General features: G+C 68.2%; 13 protein-coding genes. 6 read left to right on the top strand and 7 right to left on the bottom strand.

The genetic code is table 11. The annotated features are described in order from the left end of the window. The first annotated feature begins 8 nt into the window (after positions 1 to 8). The 3 genes from IF12_RS0111935 (at position 9) to IF12_RS0111925 (ending at position 3559) form a co-directional block, all read left to right on the top strand. A complete protein-coding gene (locus IF12_RS0111935; protein WP_051704280.1) occupies positions 9 to 743 on the top strand; it encodes an AzlC family ABC transporter permease in 735 nt (244 codons plus the stop codon). Between the two features lie 2 nt (positions 744 to 745). Beyond that, positions 746 to 1051 (top strand): AzlD domain-containing protein, encoded by a 306-nt coding sequence (locus tag IF12_RS0111930; protein ID WP_030158358.1) that lies wholly within the window; start codon positions 746 to 748, stop codon positions 1049 to 1051. Positions 1052 to 1243: 192 nt separating this feature from the next. Then, entirely contained in the window at positions 1244 to 3559 is a 2316-nt protein-coding gene (locus IF12_RS0111925) for a hypothetical protein (RefSeq protein WP_133884365.1), read from the top strand. Between the two features lie 80 nt (positions 3560 to 3639). Here the strand turns inward: IF12_RS0111925 and IF12_RS0111920 are convergent, their stop codons facing one another. Further along, positions 3640 to 4776 (bottom strand): LPXTG cell wall anchor domain-containing protein, encoded by a 1137-nt coding sequence (locus IF12_RS0111920; protein ID WP_030158354.1) that lies wholly within the window; start codon positions 4774 to 4776, stop codon positions 3640 to 3642. Between the two features lie 238 nt (positions 4777 to 5014). Next, a complete protein-coding gene (locus IF12_RS0111915; RefSeq protein WP_030158352.1) occupies positions 5015 to 6118 on the bottom strand; it encodes a sugar-binding protein in 1104 nt (367 codons plus the stop codon). Between the two features lie 299 nt (positions 6119 to 6417). On the opposite strand from IF12_RS0111915, the gene IF12_RS0111910 reads away from it, so the two are divergent. Continuing rightward, a complete protein-coding gene (locus IF12_RS0111910; RefSeq protein ID WP_081913514.1) occupies positions 6418 to 7335 on the top strand; it encodes an MBL fold metallo-hydrolase in 918 nt (305 codons plus the stop codon). A gap of 3 nt (positions 7336 to 7338) precedes the next feature. Here IF12_RS0111910 and IF12_RS0111905 read toward each other — a convergent pair whose 3' ends face one another. After that, positions 7339 to 7842 (bottom strand): MarR family winged helix-turn-helix transcriptional regulator, encoded by a 504-nt coding sequence (locus IF12_RS0111905; RefSeq protein ID WP_133884366.1) that lies wholly within the window; start codon positions 7840 to 7842, stop codon positions 7339 to 7341. 129 nt (positions 7843 to 7971) lie between these two features. Between IF12_RS0111905 and IF12_RS0111900 the strand changes: the two genes are divergently transcribed. Further along, on the top strand, positions 7972 to 8877 hold the full coding sequence (locus IF12_RS0111900; RefSeq protein WP_030158346.1) for an EamA family transporter: 906 nt from the start codon (positions 7972 to 7974) through the stop codon (positions 8875 to 8877). 16 nt (positions 8878 to 8893) lie between these two features. Beyond that, a complete protein-coding gene (locus IF12_RS0111895) occupies positions 8894 to 9529 on the top strand; it encodes an NAD(P)-dependent oxidoreductase (RefSeq protein WP_030158344.1) in 636 nt (211 codons plus the stop codon). Between the two features lie 480 nt (positions 9530 to 10009). On the opposite strand, the gene IF12_RS24110 is transcribed toward IF12_RS0111895, so the two are convergent. The 4 genes from IF12_RS24110 to hrpA all read right to left on the bottom strand — a co-directional run bounded on the left by IF12_RS24110 (position 10010) and on the right by hrpA (position 17846). Then, positions 10010 to 11626: an HNH endonuclease signature motif containing protein gene (locus tag IF12_RS24110; RefSeq protein ID WP_030158342.1), complete on the bottom strand. Its 1617-nt coding sequence runs from the start codon at positions 11624 to 11626 to the stop codon at positions 10010 to 10012. Positions 11627 to 11954: 328 nt separating this feature from the next. After that, on the bottom strand, positions 11955 to 12758 hold the full coding sequence (locus IF12_RS0111885; protein WP_030158340.1) for an ABC transporter permease: 804 nt from the start codon (positions 12756 to 12758) through the stop codon (positions 11955 to 11957). Continuing rightward, complete coding sequence (locus IF12_RS0111880; RefSeq protein ID WP_030158337.1) at positions 12755 to 13747, bottom strand: daunorubicin resistance protein DrrA family ABC transporter ATP-binding protein; 993 nt, start codon at positions 13745 to 13747, stop codon at positions 12755 to 12757. Before IF12_RS0111880 ends, IF12_RS0111885 begins: the two co-directional genes overlap by 4 nt. A gap of 163 nt (positions 13748 to 13910) precedes the next feature. Then, positions 13911 to 17846, bottom strand: coding sequence for an ATP-dependent RNA helicase HrpA (hrpA, locus tag IF12_RS0111875; RefSeq protein WP_197034689.1), 3936 nt, complete (start codon positions 17844 to 17846; stop codon positions 13911 to 13913). Between the last annotated feature and the right edge of the window lie 71 nt (positions 17847 to 17917).

Here is a 17917-nt window from a genome sequence, read left to right as displayed (position 1 = left end):
CTTCGGCGATGCGCCACCTGATCCCCGACCGCCTCGGCAGCCTCGCCGCCCGCTTCGTCGACCGCGGCGTCCTGCGCGACAGCGCGGCCCTCATCGCCGGACTGTTCATCGTCGGCGTCTCCTTCGGCGCCGTCGCCACCGCCGAAGGCGTCCCCTGGTGGCAGGCCGCCGCGATGTCCCTGTTCGTGTTCGCCGGCGCCTCCCAGTTCGCGACCCTCGGCATCCTCGCCGGCGGCGGCGGACTGCTCGCCGGCGTCGCCGCCGGGCTCATCCTCAACCTGCGCCACGTCCCCTACGGCCTCGCCGTCGGCGACGTCTACTGGACCAGCCTGCGCGCCAAGCTCATCGGCACCCACCTCCTGGTCGACCACACCGCCGCGTTCGCCCTCGCCGCGGGAAGCGACCGCACGCGCGCCCGCAAGGCGTTCTGGACCGTCGGCATCGTCCTGTTCCTCATGTGGAACGCCGCCACCGTCATCGGGGCCTTCGCCGGGCAGCTCATAACCGACCCGAAGGCCTTCGGCCTCGACGCCACCCTCCCGGTCATCCTCCTCGCCCTCGTGCTGCCGAGCATGAGGGACGCCCGGACCCTCCTCGCCGCGCTCCTCGGCACCGCCGTCGCCCTCGCCACGAGCCTCTACCTGCCCGCCGGCATCCCCGTGCTGCTCGCGCTGATCGGCCTCGTCGTCATGTGGAGGGGCACCGGCCGGAACCGGACCGAACGGGCGGAGGCGACCGCGTGACCATGCTCGCCGCGATCCTCGCCCTGGCCGCCGGGACCTACCTCATCCGCCTCTCAGGGGCCGTCCTGCGCGACCGGATCACCCTCTCCCCGCGCGCCGAGGCGGTGATCCGCGCCGGAGCGGTCGTCGTGCTCCTCGCGCTGGCCGCGACCTCGACGCTCCTGGTCGACGGGGCCTGGGGCGGGTGGGCGCTCCCGGCGGGCGTCCTCGTCGGCGGGGTCCTCGCCTGGCGCAAGGCGCCGCTCGCCATAGTCGTCATCGCCGCCGCGGCCACGACCGCGGTCCTCAGACTGATCGGAGTCGCCTGAGCGGGTGCACCCCAGGGGAAGTGATGATTCGTGTCAAATGGTGTGAACGCGTAGTGCGGGGTAGTGGATCGACTCCGCTACCATGTTGATCATTGTCGGCATACCGCTTCCAATGCGGTGACCCCGTGCCGATCACACCCCTAACCCGCATATCGCCGCTCGCGTGACGCCGAGCGCAACGAGGACTCCCCTATGCCCCAAAGCAATGCGAGTAACAGTCGTCAACTCAACGTCAAAGGCCTCCTGGTCGCGGTCGGACTCCCCGTGGTGCTCGTGGGCGCCCTGGTCGCCACGCTGCTGGGGACGGGCGCGTTCAGCCGCGAGAACCAGGGCGAAGACGCGAGCCTGTGGCTGTGGACCACCCAGGCCGGCGAGATCGCCCGCGTCAACGGACTGACGGCCGCCACCGACGTGCGGTTCGAACTCACCGACGCGGCCGGGAACGCGGTGCAGATCGAGCAGACCGATTCCCATCTGCTGCTGCGCGAGATCGTCACCGGGAAGGTCTCCGCGATCGACCTGTCGACCCTGGAGCTGACCGGTTCGGCCGAGACCGCCCCGGGCGAAGGGGTGCGCATCGCGCTCTCAGACGAGGGCGCGTTCATCATCGACCAGACCCAGGGCCTGGTCAACCAGGTGCACCCGAGCACCCTCACCGCCATCGGCGAGCCGCTCCAGTTCCCCGCCGGACTCACCGGCGGCGCGTTCGACTCGGACGGGAAACTGTGGATCGGCGTGCCCCGCGAGGGCACCATCGTCCAGATCGAACCGAAGGACACCGGCGCCCAGACCCTCGCGACCGAGGTCGTCGCCGAACCGCGCCAGGAACTCGCCCTCACCGTCCTCGGCGACGGCGTGGCCGTGCTCAACTCGACGGCCAAGAAGATGACGACCATCCGCTCCGACGGGCGCCGCTCGGTCGCCGACATCGAACTGGCCGGCCCGGCGGAGACCGCCGACACCAGCCCCGGCACCATCGCCTCGGTGACGGTGACCGACCCGCCCTCGGTGCTGACGGTGAACGACGACCAGTCCAAGAGCTTCACCATCGGCGCGGCCACCTCGCCGCTGCTGGGCGCCTCGGTCGAGTTCCACCAGCGCATCTACGTGCCGGACGGGGCCGCGGGGATCGTGTGGGTCTACGACCTCGACGGGAAGGAGCTCGACCAGATCGAACTGGACTCGGGCAACGGCCCGATCGAGTTGTACCACACCGGGAACACGCTGTTCGCCAACGCGGTGAACTCGAACCAGGCGGTCGTGGTCTCCTCGGACGGCAACGCGCGCATCGCCGAGAAGAACCGCGACGACATCCTGGGCGGCAACGTGCCTCCCACCGAAGCGGGCAACGAAGGCGACGAAGGCGACGAATCGGGAAGGGACGAGGGCGACCTCGGCGGCGACACCCCGGTCGAACCCGAGGCGCCCGGCCGCGTCACCGACCTGACCGGAGTCGGCGGCGACGGCGTCGTCAACCTGTCCTGGAGCGCCGCACCGAACAACGGGTCCAACCTGTCCAAGTACGTGATCGAAGGTGCGGGCCGGACCTGGGAGATCGCGCCGAGCCAGCGCGTGCTGGAGATCGAAGGGCTGACCAACGGCGACGAGTACTCGTTCACGGTGACCGCCCACAACGCGATCGGCTCGGGACCGGCGGTCGCCTCCTCCCCCATCGTTCCCACTGCGTCCCTTCCGGAAGCGGTGACCTCGGTGACCGCGGTGGCGAACGCCGACGGCACCGTGGACCTGTCGTGGCCCGCGGCCGAGACCTTCGGTCCGGCGATCACGGGCTATCGGATCGAATCGGTGGACAGCGATGGCGGCAGCCAGGCACTCGCCGATGCCAGCGGGAACTCCCACACCTTCGCCGCCGGTGAACTGGGGTACGGAAGCAATTACGTCTTCACGGTGCGAACGCTCGCGGGCACGGCAGCGGCCGAGCCCTCGCCGCAGTCGGACACGGTGGTTCCGTTCACGAAAGCCGATGCGCCGGGCGGGTTGAGCGTCACCACGGTCACGACCGAGGCGGGAACCGTTCGGGCGTCATGGAACCAGCCGGCCTCCAACGGCAGGGTCGTCCAGAAGTACGTCGTGACGGCGAACGGAAGGTCGCAGGAGGTCACCGGGACCAGCGTGGTTCTGGACGGCTTCGGAAACGGCACCGAGGTGAACGTGTCGGTCACCGCGGTGAACGAGGCGGGTGAATCGGAGGCTGCGGCCGGTTCGGCGACCACGGTGGCGGTCCCGACGGTCACGGTCGAATTGGGCGGTATCGACGGTCTGAATGCGGACATCGTGGTCGCTCACACGAACGGCGGTGGTGACATCACCTGCGAGTACGTCGTCGAGAACAACGCCAGCGGTGGGGGGGTGAACTATCAGATCGCCAAGATGGACCCTTGTTCCATCAGCAACTTCAAGGGGAAAGAGGACACGACGTACACCGTCACGATGACGATCGAGAACCCCGCCGGGACCGATTCGGACAGCGTGACGTTCACGCTCTGAGCGCACGAAACGGGGGCCGCGCGATTGCGCGGCCCCCGTTCTTGTCCCGACTGCCTAAAGCGGCGGTCGTGGGCGGGTTCTTACCAGTCCTGCGCGGCGCGGCGGCGACGCATGAGCAGGAAGATGACCGCGGCGGCCAGGATCAGCGCGGCGGCCGAGCTGACCATGATCGTCAGCGAGCTACCGGTGGTCGGCAGCTGCGGCGTGGCGGACGGGGTCTCGGACTCGCTCGGCGCAGGCGACTCGCAGTCCTCGGGGGTCCACGGGATCTGGCCGGGGTAGGACTCCTTGCCCTGCTCGATCACGTAGTAGACGACCAGGTCCACGGCGCCTTCGAAGAACACGGGCACCTCGTCGCCGGGGGCGAGGACGTGGACGATGGGCTCGTCGGACTCGCTCGTGGTGAAGGTGAAGGTGGTCTCGACACCGTCTGCGGGGATGGCCAGGTTGAACTGGACGCCTTCACAGGTCTGCTCGTAGGTGCCCCAGTTGCAGTTGTTCTCCGGGGTCCACTCGATGGTCTCGACCAGCTCGCCGTCGATGGCGACTTCGACCGTCAGGCCGCCTTCCTCTGGGGCTTCGAAGTAGCCCTGGTAGCCGTTGCTGTCGGCCTCCGGGGTCTCCTCGACAGCATCGCCGAAGCTCGGAGTCAGCGTGAAGGTGGCGAGCTTGTCCGGGTTGCCGTTGCCGACCCACACGTACAGGGCGACACAGTCGCTCCAGGCCTCGATGTACGGCTCAGGCTTCGGCTCCTCAGGCTTCTCGCAGCCGCCAGCCGGCGGGTACGCGGTCTGCAGGTGCCCCTTGTTGTTGCCGGTCTCGTTGTCCGACCACTTGTTCTTCCACTTGGCGTCGATGATCAGGGTCGCCGATTCGACGGAGGCGTCGAACGTCTGCGTGGAGGTAAGCGGGGTGTCGTTGCTGCCCGGGTAGGGCAGCTTCTTGCCAACCTCGATGCCGCCTACGAGCGGCACATCGACGCTCGGGGTGACACCGGTGATCTCACCGGCCTCCTTGATATTGAAGTGGGGGTAGTTCTTCCACTCCCAGTCGGTGACCGACCATGTCACCTCCCAGCCGCCGTCGTCGAGGCACCTGGTCGTAGGGGTGGCCTCAGTGTGGTGGGCTTGGGCTGCGGAGGCGAAGGTGACCGCTCCGACGAGGCCGATGGCGACACTTGCGGTCAGACCCAGCACCCGCTTGAGGGTACGGTTCATAACTCTCCTAAGTAGATTAACGATGGTTTGGGGGGATTGGATGCCGGCGATCAGTGGCGAGGAATTCTGATCGGCTCCGGCACCGTACCAAACATGACACGTTCCAATGCGAAGAAGGGTCGCATAACAATTATGTAACGTAGCAGGTGAACACGCTTGTGGCCCATGAGGTGACGGAGCGTGTTCCGAAATGCGAAACGGCCGGGCAAATGCCCGGCCGTCGCTGTTGGACCCGACTTCAGTCGTCCTCGGGAGCGTCGTCGATCGTCCCCTGGGAGACGTATCCGGAGTCGACGACCTCCTCGACGTAGTTCTCCACGGTCACGTCGATCGGCGGGAGCAGGTAGGCGGGGACGAACTTGAAGCCGTTGTCGTAGCTGCCCAAGTCGTTCACGTCCGGCGTGCCGCCGTCGACGATCGACTTCACCATGTTCGCCGCGACCTCCGCGAGCTGGCGCGTGTCCTTGAAGACCGTCTCGGACTGGCCCGTGCCCTCCTGGATCGCCTTGAGCGACAGGGGTTCGGCGTCCTGACCGGTCACCACCGGGAAGTCGTCCGATCCCGGTTCGTAACCGGCGTCCGCCAGCGCCTCGACCACGCCGCGGCTGATGCCGTCGTACGGCGAGAGCACCGCGTGGAGCCGCCGCTCGCCGTAGTGCTCGTCCAGCAGCTCGGCCATGCGCTCGCGCGCGACCTCGCGGTCCCACCGCGCGGTCGCGGTCGGCACCTGCTCGGTCTGACCGGACGGGACCGCGACCGCGCCGGAGTAGAGGTAGCTCTCCAAGGTGTCGAGGCCGCCCATGAAGAAGTACTGGGAGTTGTTGTCGTCCAAGGCGCCCGAGAACAGTTCGACGTTGAACGGGCCGGAGCGCTCCTCGAGGCCGAGCCGGTCGATGATGTGCCGGGCCTGGAGCACGCCGACCTCGTAGTTGTCGAAGGAGGCGTAGTAGTCGACGTCGGGGGTCTCCAGGATCAGCCGGTCGTAGGCGATGACCGTGATCCCCGCGTTCTTGGCGTTCGCCAGGACCGGGCCGAGACTCGTGTTGTCGATGGCGCCGACGATGAGGAACTCCACTCCCTCGTCGACCATCGACTGGATCTGCTCGGTCTGCTGCTCGACGTCGTCCTCGCCGTAGGCCAGGATCGTCTTGTAGCCGAAGCCCTTCAGGCGGTCCTCGAGTTCCGCGCCCTCGGAGACCCAGCGGTCGGAGGTCGTGGTGGGCATGGCGATGCCGGTGAAGCCGGTGAGTTCTTCCGACCCCTCGCCCAAACCGCACCCGGCCAGGGTGGTGGCGGCGATGCCCGCCGATCCGTAGAGCAGGCGGCGGCGACTGACGTGCATGGGAGAGGACTCCTTCGTTCGCGATCGAGGTGCGTTGCATCCCGAAATGTACACGAGCCAAAATCACATAAAATAGGGCATTTCATGATCTATCCGCGTCCTGGAAGGGGCGTGCGACCGGAGCCGCTCGGCGGCTCGCGCTCGTGTCTGGGCTCGGCGCGGCATCGTCGGACCTGAACATAGGTCGTGTCGCGACCACGTTCCGACGCGGGCCCTCCGAGAGCGACCGAAATCGCTCACGATGCGTCACCGGCGTCCGTGGCGAGGGGCCTTCGCGCAGGCCGCATACCATTGCCGACATGAGTGACCGCTGGATCGAAGTCGCCGACAGAGTGTGGGTGCGCCGCCTCGAGGAGCTGGACCAGTCGCTGGGACTGGTCGTCGGCGACGACTGCTGCCTGGTCGTCGACACCGGGATCAGCGCCGACGCGGGCTTCGCGTTCGCCACGGCGATCCGCGAGCTGACCGACCTGCCCTGGCAGGTCGCCTACACGCACGACCACTTCGACCACTGGTTCGGGACCTCCGCCTTCGGCGAGTCCGCCATCTGGGCCGTGGCCGACGGCGCCCACTACATCAGCTTCGGCGACGAGCAGCGCCAGCGCCGCGTCGCCCAGTACCGGCGTGAGAACCGCGAGGACGAGGCCCGGAGCATCGCGCGGTCGCGGCTCATCCCGCCGAACTGCCGCGTCAGCGGCGCGGTCGGGTTGAACCTCGGCGGGCGCACCGTGGTCCTGCGCCAGGTCGGCCTGGCCCACAGCGACAACGACATGGTCATCGAGGTGCCCGACGCCGGGGTGCTGTTCGCCGGGGACCTGCTGGAGAACGGCGCGCCGCCCTCCTACAGCGCGGCGTTCCCGCTCGAGTGGCCCCAGGCCGTGGAGTACCTCCTCGGCTGGAAACCGAAGGTGGTCGTCCCCGGGCACGGCGAGCCGGCCGACTACTGGTGGGCGCGCGGCCAGGCGAGGGACCTCGCCGAGGTGGCGCGGCTGTGCGGCGAGGTCGCGCAGGGGTTCCTCACCGAGGAGGAGGCGGCCGCGCACAATCCCTTCGGTCCCGAGACGATGCGGGAGGCCCTGGGGCGCTGGCGGGAGCTGGCCCCTCCCCCGCCCGAGCCCGCGCCGGAGGCGTCGGGCGAGCCGGCCGTGCAGGGTCCGCCGCCGCCGGTGATCATCTACGACATCATCGACTACAACATCGACATGACCCAGAACTGAGGGTCAGTCGAAGGGCTCGTCCTCGAAGCCGCGGTGGAGTTTGCGCAGCAGCTCGCCGAGCTGGCGCCGTTCGTCCTCGCTGAGCACGTCCAGGGCCTCCTCCTGGACGTCGAGGCCGGTGCGCACGGCGGTCTCGATGACCTCGCGGCCGAGGTCGGTCATGCGGACCTTGAGGCCCCGCCGGTCGGCCGGGTCGGGGAGGCGTTCGATGTAGCCGGCGGCTTCGAGCTTGTCGAGCCGGCCGGTGAGGCCGCCGGAGCTGAGCATGAGGGTCGCGCTGATCTCCTTGGGCGAGAGGATGAACGGCGGGCCTGAGCGGCGGATCGAGGCGAGCACGTCGAATTCGTTGCGGCCCAGGCCCTGCTGGGAGCGCAGGCGGTGCAGGCGGGCGCCGAGTTTCCGGGAGACGCGGTGGAGGCGCCCGAAGAGCGCCATCGAGTCGAGTTCGAGATCGGGCAGCTCGCGGTGCCACTGCGCGATGATCCGGTCCACGGCGTCTTCGTCCATGGGTGACATTGTGCCAACCGCCTTTCCCGCGGGACGCGGCTCGTGGTGATACAGCTCAAGCCGAAGTATCTTGACAAAAAGTATCTTGAGTATAAGCTACTTCTATACAAGATACTTCTAGGAGTCGTCATGAACCGCAGTACCAAGGACCTCCTCCTGACCGCGCTCGCCCCGGTCATGTGGGGCACCACCTACATCGTGACCACCGAGTTCCTCCCGGCGGACCGGCCGTTCCTCACCGCCATGCTCCGGGCGCTCCCGGCGGGCCTCCTGCTGATACTCCTGTCACGAAGGCTCCCGAGGGGGTCGTGGTGGTGGAAGTCGGCGGTGATCGGGACCTTGAACATCGCCGCGTTCTTCGCGCTCCTGTTCATCGCGACCTACCGCCTGCCCGGAGGCGTCGCGGCCGTGGCCGCCGCCGTCGGGCCCCTCGCGACGGCCGGGGCGACGCTGCTGATCCTGCACCAGAAGGTGCGGCTGCGGACCTGGCTCCTGGGACTGACCGGGGTCGCGGGCGTGGCGATGGTGGTCCTCTCCGCCGAGGCGCGGCTCGACCCCGTAGGGGCCCTGGCGGGCATCGGCGGCGCGGTCTCGATGGCGATCGCGGTGGTCCTGACCAAGCGCTGGGGCATGCCGGACGGCGCGGGCCCGGCCGCATTGGCGGGCTGGCAGCTCACCGCGGGCGGACTCCTGCTCATCCCCCTCGCGTTCGCGGTCGAAGGCGCATTGCCCGCCTTCACCACCGGGAACCTCCTCGGCTACGTCTACCTGGGCCTGGTGAACACGGCGCTGGGCTACTGGCTGTGGTTCCGCGGCATCGGCCGGCTCTCGGTGGTCCCGTTGAGCTTCCTGGGCCTGCTCTCCCCGCTCACGGCGGCGACGGTCGGCTGGATCGTCCTCGGCGAGACCTTCACGCTCTGGCAGACCGCGGGCTTCGCAGTCGCCCTCGGCGCGACGGTCACGGCCCAACTCCAGAATCGCCCCAAGCCGCAGATCCCGACCGCCCCGAAGCAATCCGAACTCGCCCATGCCTGAAGCCCGAAGGAAACCCATGCGCATCATCGTCTTCGGAGCGGCCGGAAGCGTCGGCTCCCGCACCACCGCAGAGGCCCTGAGCCGCGGACACCAGGTGACCGCCGTAGTCCGAGGTCCCAACCACCGTGTCCCCGAGGGAGCCCGAGCAACGATCGGCGACGCCTCGGACACATCGCAAGTGGCAGCCCTGTCCCAGGGACACGACGCGGCAGTGAGCGCGATCCGCGCCCCGAACGGGCGAGAACAGGAACAGGTCGAAGCCACCGACGCCCTGCTCAAAGGCGTTGCGGCCAGCGGCGTCCGGCTGCTGATCGTAGGAGGCGCGGCCACACTGCGAGTCCCGGACAGTGGCGTCATGGTCCTGGAAGACCCGCGCTACATAGCCGAAGAATGGCGAACGGTAGCGAAAGCCAGCGCGGCCCAACACCACCGCTGCATAGAGGAGAAGGAAGCGGACTGGACCTACCTCAGCCCACCGGCGGTTTTGAAACCCGGTACTCGCACAGGGCAGTACCGCTCGGGAACCGATGACCTGCTGGTGGACAGAGAAGGACGATCGGCGATCTCGGTCGAGGATCTGGCAGTGGCGATCCTCGACGAGCTGGAAAACCCGAAGCACCACAACAGAAGATTCACCGTGGCGGCTGCCTGACGGCAACATCGGTCGATCGATACATAGTTCAAGCAGGCGACGACTGCGAGCAAGGTAGAAAACAGAGTGATCATCGGGCTGTCCGACCCGTGGATGGTCACAGTTCAAACAGGCAGCGACAACGAGGTGGGCAAGTGGCAGGGCGGTCATGGGACTTCCCGGTCCGCAGATGATCGCGGTTCAACCGGGCAGCGACAACGAGGTAGGCGCGAAGCAGGGCGGTCGTCGTGCTTCCCTGTTTCTCAATGGCCACGGTCCAAAGCGAGCAGCGACAACGGGGCTCGCTTATCGCAGGGCGGGAGTGCGGCCTTCTGGTCGGCGCTGGTCGCGGTTACTGCGGCAGCGACGAGAACGGAAGTAGTCAGAGCGAGGCGGGTTCATCGGCTGACCGGCGGCATCTGGGTCTCGGGCCCTCCGCATGGATGGCGCGGACCCCTGAACCGGCCCTGGGCATGACGGTGGGCCCGAACCCCTTGGGATTCAGGCTGGAAGGCTCTTATTGCCATTCCTCCCCCGCCCCAGCTGCCACCGGAACGGGCCTCCTAAAAATGGTGGGTCGCCCAGTTCGGTTGCGACCCTAACAGGTTCGGAGACCTTCACCGCATCAATGGCAGGCTCGACAGGTACCTCAGGCTTGCTGAACTTCTCTCGGCATTTGGCCCTGGCCGCCCGGATCTGCTCCAGGCACCTGGCCTGCTCTACCGCTTCGGCCCTGGCATCCAATTCAAGCTTCATGTTCTCGGCCCACTCCGACCGGTAGAGCCCGGTGGGAAAGACATCCCAGTCGCTGCCCCGGTTCTCGGCGTCCATGTCAGCGTCAGTGCGCCAATCGGAGCACCCGCACTCGCCTCTGGCCTCGGCAGAGGATTCATGATCGTGGTGGGTGATGAGCGCCTGCCCGGGACCGGTCTTCTCAACGGACCACCCACTGGTGTGGATGCGGCCGTGGTGGAACCGGCAAAGGAGGATCAGGTTCTCAGCGACCGTAGGCCCGCCATCGGCCCAATGGGTGATGTGGTGCGCCTCGGTCCAAGCGACAGGTCGGTCGCAGCCCTGCCAAGCGCAGCCTTCGGGCTGTTCGAGTTCCAGTTTGCGGCGGAGGGCCGTGTTGGGGAGTCGGAGGGCCCTGCCGAGTTCGATCGCTTCGCCGCTCTTGTAGTTGAAGACTGAGGGGATGACTCCGGCTTCGCAGGCGAGGAGGCGGGCCCTGGCGACTGAGATGGGGTCGCCTTCGAGGAGGGGCAGGCGTCCGGTGTCCTTGCCCTGCAAGGTCTCGATGTCCACTACGAGGTCGAGGGTGGCGGTGTGGCCGTGGCGGGTGACCGCTTCGGGGGAAGTGCCGTATCCGGCCAGCAGTTGGTGCATCGCCTCGGCATTGCGGTTCGCCTGGGCGGGGAGCGCCCCGTCGGTGTCCGTCTCGTCCTGGCGAGGAGGAGGGCAGGCGGTCTTCAGGTACTTGTCGAGCAGACGCCCGGTCTCCTCCGAGAGCTCTCCGGTGAGCGACCACAGGCCGTTGCTCTGCGCGGCCAGTTCGATCCACTGCAAGGAGTGCTCGCCCAGGCCTTCAAGCAGCTCCGATTCCTCGGCCAGGTCGGCGGCGAGTTCATCGAGGTGTCGCCGGAGGTCGGTGAAGGAGGCATGGGCGCAGTGCTCGGCGATCAGCGCTTCAGGAGTGGCGCATTCGACCGAGTCATCGAAGGGCGAGGGAACAGGAGTCCTGAAGGGAGTGCGGACGAACAGGCGCATCGCAGGGGTGCGGTCGAGCTGGCGGACGGCATAGGCGACCTGATCGATCCGGGCCTTCCCCGTCGTGGCCGCCTGCGCCAGAAGCCGGAACGTGCCGGAACGGCGGGCGATGGCCGCGATCGAACCGGCCGTGTTGAAAGTGAAGTCGAACTGCGAGAGCAACAGGTCCCTGAGAGCGGAGAAGCCGAACTCGGAGCGGTGGAGCCCGGACTCCTTCATCTCGATCATCGAGGCGAGGACCCGGGCGTGCTGGGCATTGATCAGGGAGGCGGCTTCATCGAGAGCGGAGCGGATGGCCTGGGCTTGGGTGCGGCGGTCGGACTGAGTCAGGTTCTCAGTGGTGGTGCTCATCGGGTTCACCTCCGTTCTCGAATGCTCTGTTGAATTTCGCTTTGTTGTTCGTAAGTCAATAGTGACATGTGGGGGTGGGGATGTCATCACTCAAAGGGGTGAATGTTCCATTGAGGATCATCGATGAGCGCCACCGGATACGTTGCAGCCCAAGGCGAACCCGAGCGACGCCATCCGCCCAGGGCCTAACTAGACCTCTTCGTCGCTGCCCGCTCTGACTCCGACCGAATCAAAGTGGAAAGCCAGAGGCGGGCCCCATCCGAAGAAGACCTCTTCGTCGCTGCCCGCCTTAACACCGATCAAGCGAAGCCTGAAGTCGCCAGCGCCCCTAGACCATCTTCTTCCGGTACGCGTGCATCGCCAGCGGCGCCGTCACCACCAGGATCGCAGCGGCCCACACGGCCGTCCACATCAGCGGCTGGGCGATCGGGCCCGCCGACAGCAATCCCCGCATCGCGTCCGCCAGGTGCGTCACCGGGTTCACGTTCGCCCAGTGGCGCAGCACGCCCGGCATCGTGTTCACGTTGACGAACGCGCTGGAGGTGAACGTCAGCGGCATGATCACCACGAAGGCGTAGATCTGGACCTTCTCCTCGGAGTCGGCCAGCACGCCCATCAGCACCGAGACCCACGAGATCGCCAGCGCGAACACCACGACCACCACCGTCGCCAGCAGCGCCCCGGCCACGTTCCGCAGCTCGAAGCCCATGAGCAGGCCGAGTCCGAGCATGATCGCGATCGACCAGACCTGCTTGAACAGGTCGGCGAAGATCTTCCCGGCGAGGGGCGCCGATCGGGCGATCGGCAGGGACCGGAACCGGTCGTAGACGCCTTTGCGCAGGTCTGCGTTGATGCCGGTGCCGGTGTACATGGTCAGGAAGATGGCGTTCTGGGCGATGAGGCCGCCGAGCACGTACTGGAGGTATTCGGAGGTGGATCCGGCCATCTGCCCGCCGAAGACGTAGACGAACAGCAGCAGGAACATGATCGGGCTCAGCGAGAGGTCGACAAGTTCGAACGGGTTGTGCTTGATGCGGACCATCTGGCGCCAGGCCATGGAGAGGGTCTGGCGGACGGTCTCGCCGGGGCCGGGTCGGCCGGCGGCGGGCGCTTCGATCGTCGCGGCGGTCATGTCGCGGGCTCCTCGGTGGCGTTCTCGGGTTCGTCGGTCTCGGTGCGGCGCCCGGTGAGGGTCAGGAAGACCTCGTCGAGGCTGGAGAGTCCGAGGTGGAATTCGGTGAGGGCGATGCCGCGGTCGCGCAGGTCGGCGGCGAGGGCGGGCATGACGTTGTCGTCGTTGACGCCGATGGTGATCGCTCCGGCCTCGACCATGGGTTCGAGGCCGGGGTGGCGCTGGGCGACGAGGTCGCGGAGGTCGTCGAGCCGGTCGTGGTCTTCGGGTTGGATGCGGAGGGTCTGGCCGCCGATCTTGGCTTTGAGCTGGGTGGGGGTGCCGGTGGCGATGACCTTGCCACGGTCGATGACGACGATCTCGTGGGCGAGCTGGTCGGCTTCTTCGAGGTACTGGGTGGTGAGGAGGACGGTGGTGCCGTCGGCGACGAGGTCGCGGACGAGTCCCCAGAGTTCGCCGCGGGCGCGCGGGTCGAGTCCGGTGGTGGGTTCGTCGAGGAAGAGGATGCGGGGGCGTCCGACGAGGCTGGCGGCGAGGTCGAGGCGGCGGCGCATGCCGCCGGAGTAGGCCTTGGCGGGTTTGTCGGCGGCGTCGGAGAGGTTGAACTGGGCGAGCAGTTCGTTCGCTCGGGCGCGGGCGTCCTTGGTGGGCATGCCGAGGAGGCGGCCGATGAAGCGGAGGTTCTCTTCTCCGGTGAGCAGTTCGTCGATGCCGGCGAACTGGCCGGTGAGGCCGATGAGGGATCGGACCTGGGGGGCGTGGCGGACGATGTCGTAGCCGCCGACGCGGGCGGTGCCGGCGGTGGGTTCGGAGAGGGTGGCGAGCATGCGGACGACGGTGGTCTTGCCGGCGCCGTTGGGGCCGAGGAGGCCGAGGACGGTGCCGGTGCGGGCGGTGAGGTCCACGTCGTCGACGGCCACGAGGTCGCCGAAGCGTTTGGTGAGGCCTTCGATTTCTATGGCGTTGCCGTTCGGATCGTGATGCGACACGTGGTCCTCCTTAGAGTGCGTTCGCGGGACCCTCTTCATGATGTCATAGGGACGCCAGAATGGCATCACCTTGATGCCGGGTTTTTCCGGCTCAGGGAATGATCATGCACCCGGGGTCCGACATGCGCGAACGATTTCGCCGGGGAGGCCGCGAAAGGGCGCGTCAGAGCGACTGGAGGAGTTTGCGGATGCGCTTCTCGCTGACCTGGTAGCGGGTCCCGAGCTGCTGGGCGAAGAAGCTGACGCGCAGTTCCTCGAGCATCCAGCGCACCTCGCGGCCCTCGCCGCTGCGCAGCGCGGCGGGGCGGGTGCGCGCGAGGGCGTCGCGTTCGGCTTCGAGGGCCTGGACGACGTCCATCTTGCCCTTGTCGCCGGCGACGTCGGCGCCGACGCGCGAGGCGCGGTAGGCGACGGCCTTGACGTAGCGGAGCACGTCGTCCAGGCGCCACCAGCCGGTGGCGCCGACGAACCCGTCGGCGCCGATGAGCGCTTCGAGCTGGCGGCGCATGTCGCTCATGGCCGGGAGCATCGCGAAGTCGAACTTGCCTTCGAGGCGGCGGGCGGCCTCGCGGCCCTCGGTGAGGATCGCCGCGGCCTTGCGGGCGACGGCCGGCGACTCGCCGGCGACCTCGGGCCGGGCGCGTTTGAGCAGGGCGTCGAAGCCCTCGCGGTCCCAGGCGGGGCCGCCGCCTTCGATGAGGACCTTGTCGAGGACGGTCCGCACGCAGTCGGCCAAGAGCGCGTCCACATTGGTGTAGGGGCCGGTCGCGAGAGCGAGTTGCTCGTTGCGCGTGAGCGCTTCCTTCAGGTGCGGGTCGGGGGTGTTCAGGCGCAGGAGGCGGCGAGTGCCGGCCCACATGTTCGCGGCCTGCGTCCCGAGGTCGGGGAAGGCCTTGACGCCGACCGAGCCGCCCTCGTCGACCAGGGCCGGGTAGGCCTTGGCGGTGTAGCCCTTGCGGGGGGTCTCGTGGAGCTTGGGGATCGCGTCGAAGTCCCAGGTCTTGAGGCCGGTGCGTTCGAGCTCGAAGGCCTCGGCGGCGGCCTCCTCGGTCTTGGGGGCGAGCTGGCGCTGGAGCGCGCCGAGTTCCTTGCCCTGGGCGAGGATCGTGCCGTCCTCGTCCTTCACCTGGAAGGTGACGAGGAGGTGCCCGGGGATCTTGGTGAGGTCGTAGGCGTCCTCGGGCACGTGCACGCCGGTCATGGCCTTGAGGGTGTCGGCCAGCGCGGCCATCATCGGGCGTCCGGCGACCGGCTCCATGCGGGCGACGGCGGCCCTGGCGAAGTCGGGGGCGGGCACGAAGCTGCGGCGAAGCGACTTGGGGAGGCTCTTGATGAGCGCTTCGGTGAACTCGGCGCGCAGGCCCGGGACCTGCCAGGTGAAGGCGTCCTGGTCGAGCTGCTGGAGCGCGGGGAGGGGGACGGCGACGGTCACGCCGTCGTTGGCCGAGCCGGGTTCGAACTCGTAGTCGAGGTCGAGGTCGACGCCTTCGGAGGTCCACACCTCGGGGTAGGCCTCGGCCTGGACGTCCTCGGCGCGGTCGCCCAGCAGGAGCGACTCGTCGAAGTCGAGGAGGGTCTTGTCGCGTTCCTTCTTCCACCAGGAGTCGAAGTGGCGGGAGGAGACGATGTCGGCGGGGAGGCGCTCGTCGTAGAAGTCGAAGAGGGTCTGCTCGTCGGCGAGGAGGCCGCGGCGGCGCACCCGGTTCTCCAGGTCCTCGACCTCGCTGATCTTCGCGAGGTTGCGGGAGAAGAACCGGTGGTGGGTCTCCCATTCGCCTTGGACGAGGGCGTGGCGGATGAACAGCTCGCGGCTGGTCTCGGCGTCGATGCGTCCGAAGTTGACCTTGCGGCGGGCCACGATCGGCACGCCGTAGAGCGTGATGCGCTCGTAGGCGAGGACCGCGCCGGACTTCTTGGACCAGTGCGGCTCGGAGTAGGTGCGCTTGCTGAGGTGCTCGGCGAGCGGTTCGACCCACTCGGGTTCGATCTTGGCGCACACGCGCCCCCACAGGCGGCTGGTCTCGACCAGTTCGCCGGCAACGACCCAGCGGGGCTGCTTCTTGTACAGGCCCGATCCGGGGAAGATCGCGAACTTGGCGCCGCGGCCGCCGAGGTACTCGCGGGTGTCGGCCTCTTTGACGCCGATGTGCGACAGGAGCCCGGCCAGGAGCGCGGTGTGGACCTTCTTGGGGTCGGCCGTGGCCTCGGGCGCCTCGACGGGGATCTTCAGGCTCTTGAGGACGCTGAGGATCTGGCGCACCAGGTCCTGCCACTCGCGGATGCGCAGGTAGTGCAGGTATTCCTGTTTGCACATGCGCCGGAACGCGCTCGATGAGCGCGAGCGCCGCTCGTCTTCGAGGTAGCGCCACAGGTTCAGGTAGGCCGAGAAGTCGGAGTCGGGGTCGTTGAAGCGCGCGTGCGACTGGTCGGCCTGGGCCCGCTTGTCGGAAGGGCGCTCCTTCGGGTCCTGGATGGACAGCGCGGCGGTGATGACGGCGACCGACCGGACGCAGCCCTCCTCGCGGGCCTGGAGGATCATCCGGGCCAGGCGCGGGTCGATCGGCAGCCGCGCGATGTCCCTCCCGGCCTTCGTCAAGCGCCGCTCACCGCTGCGGACGTCCTCGAGCGCGCCGAGCTCCACCAGGAGGTCCAGGCCGTCCTTGATGTTGCGCGAGTCGGGCGCGTCGACGAACGGGAACGTCTCGACCCGCCCGAGCTTCGCGGCGGTCATCTGGAGGATGACGCTGGCGAGGTTGGTGCGCAGGATCTCCGCGTCGGTGAACTCCGGGCGCGCGTTGAAGTCGTCCTCGGAGTACAGGCGGATGCAGATGCCCTCGGCGACGCGGCCGCAGCGCCCGGCCCGCTGGTTGGCGCTGGCCTGGCTGATCGCCTCGATCGGGAGGCGCTGGACCTTCGTGCGGGCCGAGTAGCGGGAGATGCGCGCGTACCCGGCGTCGACGACGTAGCGGATGCCCGGCACCGTCAAGGAGGTCTCGGCGACGTTGGTGGAGAGGATGATCCGCCGGCCGGTGTGGGAGGAGAAGACCCGGTGCTGCTCCTGGGCCGAGAGCCGCGCGTACAGCGGGACGACCTCGGTGTGGCGCAGCTTCGCCTTCTCCAGGGCCTCGGCGGTGTCGCGGATCTCCTGCTCGCCGGAGAGGAAGACGAGGATGTCGCCGTCGCCGACGCGGCCCAGTTCGTCGACCGCGTCGAGGATGCCGTCGATCTGGTCGCGGTCCCGCTCGCCGTCCTCGTCGCGCAGCGGCCGGTAGCGGACCTCGACCGGGTAGGTGCGCCCGGAGACCTCCAGGATCGGGGCGGGCCTGCCGTTGGCGGCGAAGTGGGTCGCGAACCGCTCGGGGTCGATGGTCGCGGAGGTGACGATGACCTTGAGGTCGGGGCGCTTGGGGAGGATCTGGCGCAGGCACCCGAGGATGAAGTCGATGTTGAGGCTGCGCTCGTGGGCCTCGTCGATGATGATCGTGTCGTAGGCGCTCAGGAGCCGGTCGTGCTGGATCTCGGTGAGCAGGATCCCGTCGGTCATGAGCTTGACGTGGCTGGCGTCGGAGACCTGGTCGGTGAAGCGGACCTTCCAGCCGACCGCCTCCCCGAGCGGGGACTGCAACTCCTCGGCGATGCGCTCGGCCACCGCGCGGGCGGCGATCCGGCGCGGCTGGGTGTGGCCGATCATGCCGCGCACCCCGCGGCCCAGTTCGAGGCAGATCTTCGGGATCTGCGTGGTCTTGCCCGAACCGGTCTCGCCGGCGATGATGACGACCTGGTTGTCGCGGATCGCCTCGAGGATGTCGTCCTTGCGCTGCGAGACCGGCAGTTCTTCGGGGTAGACGATCCTCGGCACCGACGCGGCCCGGGCCGCCAGCGCGGCCTCCTTGCGTTCGACCTCGGCTTCGAGCTTCGCGAAGGCCTCGGCGCGGGCGGGGCCCTCGCAGTCGCGGGCCTCGCGCAGGCGGCGCCGGAGCGCACGCTGATCGGCCGTGCGCAGCGCGAACACGCGCTCGTGCAGGCTGGGACGGGGTCTCGGGACGCTGTTGGGCATGACGATCGTCAAGGATACGCGGGCGGTCGCGGAGGGCGCCATGCATTAACGGCGGCAGTGACCGCGGCCGAGCGCTTCGGGAGCGTCTCCGCAAATCGGACACCTGGGGACCC

Source organism: Glycomyces sp. NRRL B-16210 (assembly GCF_000719515.1).
Lineage (GTDB): Bacteria > Actinomycetota > Actinomycetes > Mycobacteriales > Micromonosporaceae > Glycomyces.
The sequence above is the reverse complement of the archived record's forward strand: the minus strand, read 5'-3'. Positions and strand labels throughout refer to the sequence as shown.

Bases quoted from the DNA above. Each gene is read 5' to 3' on its own strand.
- IF12_RS0111935 (WP_051704280.1), top strand. From the start codon at position 9: ATGCGCCACCTGATCCCCGACCGCCTCGGCAGCCTCGCCGCCCGCTTC.
- IF12_RS0111930 (WP_030158358.1), top strand. From the start codon at position 746: ATGCTCGCCGCGATCCTCGCCCTGGCCGCCGGGACCTACCTCATCCGC.
- IF12_RS0111925 (WP_133884365.1), top strand. From the start codon at position 1,244: ATGCCCCAAAGCAATGCGAGTAACAGTCGTCAACTCAACGTCAAAGGC.
- IF12_RS0111920 (WP_030158354.1), bottom strand. From the start codon at position 4,776: ATGAACCGTACCCTCAAGCGGGTGCTGGGTCTGACCGCAAGTGTCGCC.
- IF12_RS0111915 (WP_030158352.1), bottom strand. From the start codon at position 6,118: ATGCACGTCAGTCGCCGCCGCCTGCTCTACGGATCGGCGGGCATCGCC.
- IF12_RS0111910 (WP_081913514.1), top strand. From the start codon at position 6,418: ATGAGTGACCGCTGGATCGAAGTCGCCGACAGAGTGTGGGTGCGCCGC.
- IF12_RS0111905 (WP_133884366.1), bottom strand. From the start codon at position 7,842: ATGGACGAAGACGCCGTGGACCGGATCATCGCGCAGTGGCACCGCGAG.
- IF12_RS0111900 (WP_030158346.1), top strand. From the start codon at position 7,972: ATGAACCGCAGTACCAAGGACCTCCTCCTGACCGCGCTCGCCCCGGTC.
- IF12_RS0111895 (WP_030158344.1), top strand. From the start codon at position 8,894: ATGCGCATCATCGTCTTCGGAGCGGCCGGAAGCGTCGGCTCCCGCACC.
- IF12_RS24110 (WP_030158342.1), bottom strand. From the start codon at position 11,626: ATGAGCACCACCACTGAGAACCTGACTCAGTCCGACCGCCGCACCCAA.
- IF12_RS0111885 (WP_030158340.1), bottom strand. From the start codon at position 12,758: ATGACCGCCGCGACGATCGAAGCGCCCGCCGCCGGCCGACCCGGCCCC.
- hrpA (WP_197034689.1), bottom strand. From the start codon at position 17,846: ATGGCGCCCTCCGCGACCGCCCGCGTATCCTTGACGATCGTCATGCCC.